This window comes from Mesorhizobium sp. M7A.F.Ca.AU.002.02.1.1 (assembly GCF_003998535.1).
GTDB classification, from domain to species: domain Bacteria; phylum Pseudomonadota; class Alphaproteobacteria; order Rhizobiales; family Rhizobiaceae; genus Mesorhizobium; species Mesorhizobium ciceri.
On the sequence record NZ_RZPB01000662.1, the window covers coordinates 1 to 3,387 of the forward strand.

Annotated in this window: 3 protein-coding genes; all 3 read left to right on the plus strand. The window is 64.4% G+C overall.

Translation table 11 applies throughout. The features are described 5' to 3' along the window. Positions 1–987 (plus strand): type VI secretion system baseplate subunit TssF (locus EN879_RS28935; RefSeq protein ID WP_206521022.1); only part of this gene is annotated, 987 nt, incomplete at its 5' end. Further along, positions 951–2,018, plus strand: coding sequence for a type VI secretion system baseplate subunit TssG (tssG, locus tag EN879_RS28940; protein WP_063170591.1), 1,068 nt, complete (start codon positions 951–953; stop codon positions 2,016–2,018). The genes EN879_RS28935 and tssG, both read left to right, overlap by 37 nt. Continuing rightward, the coding region (gene tagH / locus EN879_RS28945; protein ID WP_127274412.1) for a type VI secretion system-associated FHA domain protein TagH at positions 2,015–3,387 on the plus strand (1,373 nt) is incomplete at its 3' end. The genes tssG and tagH, both read left to right, overlap by 4 nt.

The following is a 3,387-nucleotide window of genomic DNA, read 5'->3' on the forward strand; positions in this document are numbered from 1 at the left end:
GTTCCCGAGCTGGCCGATCTGACGCCGGCGGACTTCGAACTTTTCGCGACACCGATCATCAATCTGTTCGAACGCGAGTGCAACGTCGTCGAAGTCGATGAACGCAAGACGCGCCAGGTGTTGCATGCGGACCGGACGCGGGCGCGTGACTTCGAAATCTACCGGGTCATCCGCGTCGAGGACGCCGACACGGAAGGCAACGACGCCGAAATCCCCGAGCTCTTCAGCCTGGGTCAGAACCGCGGTAGTGGTTGGGTCTATTCGACCGAAAGGCGCCCTCGCCGCGCGATGGAGGAGGAGCGCCGCGAAGGTCTGACGCGAACGTCCTATACCGGGGATGACGTTTTCCTGGCCGTGTCCCGGCCGCTCGTAAGGCCGGCGACCCGGCCGCTGAAGCGGCTCGACGTGATGGCGCTTTGCACCAATCGTGATCTGCCGATCCTCGATGACAATCCGACGTTGACGTTAGAGGCCGGCGACCCGGTCGAAACCGTGAGGCTTCTTGGCGCCTTGCGTGCGCCGCAGCCAGCTATTCCTGCGGCACTGCCTGCTGGGGCCGACGGGGAATCGCGGGCCGATGATCTCGCCTGGCGGCTGGTGGCGCAGCTCGCGCTCAACTTTCTCAGTCTTGCCAAAGAAGGCCGCGGCATCGATCCCCTGCATGCGCTACTCGACCTTTATGCCGATCGCGGCGATCCAAGCCTTGCCCGAAATGTGCATTCGATCGTGCGTATCGACTCGCAGCCGGTCATCGAACGTCTGCAAATCGATGGACCGATGTGCTTTGGACGCGGTACCGAAGTCACGTTGCATGTTGATCAATCGGTCCTGGCCGGCCAAAGTACCTTGCTGCTTTCGGCCTTGCTGGCGCGGTTGTTTGCTCGTCACGCCGGGATAAACGGCTTCGTGCGAACTCGCACGCGGCTGCTGCAGAAGCAGGAGGATGTGCCATGGCCGATGACGCCCGGCAATCGCTACCTGATCTAGACAAGCCCGGCCCGAACAGGGCCGAAGGTCTGTCCGAGACGTTCGACTTTTTCGAACTGCTGCGCCGCCTCGAACAACGGAACGGTCTGTTCGGCCATTCCGGCCGTCCCGACCGTGAGCCGGCACGGCTCGGCCAGCATGTGCGCCTCGCCTTTTCCGCACGGGACCTGGTTGTGTTCCGCGAAGCCCGCGATGCGGCACCGGCCCGGGTCACGGTGGCAAATTTTGGTCTGCTGGGACCCGAGGGTCCAATGCCGCTGCATCTGACGCGCTGGGTGCTCGACCGGCTCTCGCAACGCTGGTTCGCCGGCGCCGAGGCACAACTGACTAGCGACACGACGTTCGTCGACTTCGTCAACATTCTGCAGCACCGTATGATCGCCCTCTACTATCGGGCGTGGGCGGATGCGCACCCGGCCGTGCAGGCCGAACGCGCGGTCGGCGGGCGCGTTCGCGCCATGCTTGAAGCCATGGCCGGGATCGGACTTCCCGGCACGCAGGACCCCAATCTCGATACGGTGAAGCTTCGGCAGGCGGCTTCGCTGGCCAATCAGGTCGACGGCCCGGAACGGCTGACGCTGTTCCTGGCGGAAGCGTTCAAGGCGCCGGTACAGATCAAGGAGTTCATCTCCGCCTGGATAACAGTACCAACCGGTCTCCAGACCCGTCTTGCAAAGGCCTTTGCAGGGCTCGGCAAGGGCGCGACGATCGGCCCACGCGTTTTCAGCCGCCAAAGCAGGATCGAACTGCGTGTCGGCCCGCTGGGGTATGAGGAGTTCAAGGCGTTCCTGCCTGGCGGGGAGCGGCTCAAGCTGTTCAAGCAGGCCGTTCGCGACATGGTCGGGGAGTCGCTCGACGTCGATCTGCGCATCGTGCTTGCGCGTGAAGCCGTACCGCCGCCCCAAATCGGAGCGGTTCGGCTCGGGCAGACCGCCTGGCTTGCGCGACCCATCGAAAGGGGCGATGCTGACGACATGCGGCTGCGGACAATCGTCGGATGGCGGCCGGAAATGACGGGGGTCGCGGCATGAGCCTGCTGCTGACACTGGAGCAAGGGCCACGCACCCAGGCGGTGCGGCAGGCCCGGCTTGACGAGGGTGAGCTGGTGATCGGCCGCAGCGCGGACGCGGGTTGGCAGATCAACGATCCCGACATGTTCGTTTCAAGGGCACATTGCAAGATCTCTGGCGGGCGAGATGGATATTTCGTCACCGACACGTCGAGCAGCGGATTGTTCATAAACGACTCCGACAGCCCGCTCGGTGCCGGCAAGTCGACGCGCCTTCAAAGTGGCATGCGGCTGAGATTGGGCGACTACGTCGTCCATGTCGACCTGCAAACGCCAGCCACTCAAGCACCAGCGGCCGGCCAGCCGGTTTCGGAACGCGCGCCGCCAGCATCCCGGGCCCCGGTGAGCATCGGTCGCGATGACTTCTTTTCCGCCAAGGTCGAAGAAGAGCCGCGACGGCCACGTCCGGCCGATCTGCCGAACCCTTTCGAGCAGCCGGTTGCGGGTGCATTCGAACGTGCCAACTCCGACCAGCGCCACTCGGCCGCTTTCGATGACCCGTTCAGCCTCGATCCGGTTTCGACGCCGGTGTCGAAAAATCCCGCCCCTTATCGCGAACCGGGCGGCGCGGCGAGCCAAGCGGACCCGTTCAGCCTCGACGCGGTACCGTCCCCCGACCGCGCAGCCCAAGCCGCCCGTGACAAGCCGTCCGGAACCCATGATGACTTTCCTTTCGGACCAGCCGCCACGCTCAGTTCGGCGAACGGCGCCAGTTCGATCGAACAGCGCGAGCGCATCGCCCAGCGATCCCAATCAGCCAATCCCTGGGATTTGCCGGTGCAGCCCGCAGCTACCCCTGCTTCACCACGTGTGGGTGCTGCTCCCAAAGCCGCCCCGGCGCTGGCTGCGGCGCGGCCGGAGGAGATGGCGCTTCGCGCCGCATTCCTGCATGGCATGGGTGTCGAGGAAGCCGATTTCCCCGGACGCGACAGCATCGCGGAAATGGAGAAGTTCGGTCGCGAATACCGGATGATGATGGAAGGCCTGATGCAGCTTCTGCGCAAGCGGGCCGAGGAAAAGGGAAACGCGCGCGTCGCGCAGACCATGGTCGGGGCCTCCGAAGTCAATCCGCTCAAGTTCCTGCCGACCGTCGACGACGCCATCATAACGCTTATCGCTGAGCGCAGCCCAGGATTTCTCGGCGGTGAAGCGGCAATCACCGATGCGGTGCGCGATCTCGCGCAACATCACGTACGCGCCTGGCGAGGCATACAGACCGCCATGCGGCGGATGATCGACCGTTTTGACCCGGTAGTGATCGAGGATGAGCTGAAATCGAATTCCGCGATCGGAACCCTTCTCTCTGGGGGGCGGGGCGCCAAGCTGTGGGA

Coding starts and splice junctions, on each gene's coding strand:
- tssG (WP_063170591.1), top strand. CDS start 951: ATGGCCGATGACGCCCGGCAATCGCTACCTGATCTAGACAAGCCCGGC.